Source organism: Tepidiphilus olei, from assembly GCF_006980705.1.
GTDB lineage: Bacteria > Pseudomonadota > Gammaproteobacteria > Burkholderiales > Rhodocyclaceae > Tepidiphilus > Tepidiphilus olei.
In genome coordinates this window covers 1-698 of sequence record NZ_SBHO01000023.1, presented here as the reverse complement: position 1 = coordinate 698, position 698 = coordinate 1, and the positions used below count along the sequence as shown (strand labels likewise).

Here is a 698-nt window from a genome sequence, read left to right as displayed (position 1 = left end):
GGCCAGTCGGGAGACACTGTTCGACGCCTTACACGGTGAGCTCACCGACAGCCATCGGTTCGTGCTCAACGAGTTGATGCAGCATATCGAGGAGATCGAGGCGCGCATTGCGCGCTTCGATGCGCGTCTGCTGGACGAACTCAAGGACGCGCACAACGCACTGGTGCTGCTGCAAACGCTGCCCGGCGTCGATCGGATCGGCGCGGCCATGCTGCTGGTGGAGATCGGAACCGACATGAGCGCCTTCGGCAGCGCCGATCGTCTGGCGTCTTGGGTCGGCATCTGCCCGGGCAACAACGAGTCGGCAGGCAAACGCAAGTCCGGTCGGGTTCGCAAAGGCAATCCCTACGTGCGCCGCCTGCTGTGCGAGTTTGCCCACGCTGCCAGTCGAACCCAATCGGTGTTCAAGTCCAAGTTCCAGTCGCTCGTCGTGCGGCGCGGACACAAACGCTCGATCATCGCCCTGGCCCACAAGCTGCTGCGCACGATCTTCTTCATGCTCAAACGCAACGAACCCTTCCGGGATTCTTCCATCGATTACGAGGCACTTTCTGTCCAGCGCAACGCCCCGCGCTGGATCAAGGCGCTCACGCGCTACGGCTTCATCCCCGCCAGCGCCTGAGCGGTCTGTCTTGAATTTCAATGGCTCGCGAGAGTCAGGCCCTTGCTCGTCCTGGATGAGGGGTCTTTCACGTTAA

Annotated in this window: 1 protein-coding gene; it reads left to right on the top strand. The window is 61.7% G+C overall.

Annotated elements, in window-relative coordinates; all coding sequences use genetic code 11:
* Nucleotides 1-622: IS110 family transposase (locus EPD80_RS11295; RefSeq protein WP_142811853.1), on the top strand; the 622-nt coding region annotated here is incomplete at its 5' end.
* Between the last annotated feature and the right edge of the window lie 76 nt (nt 623-698).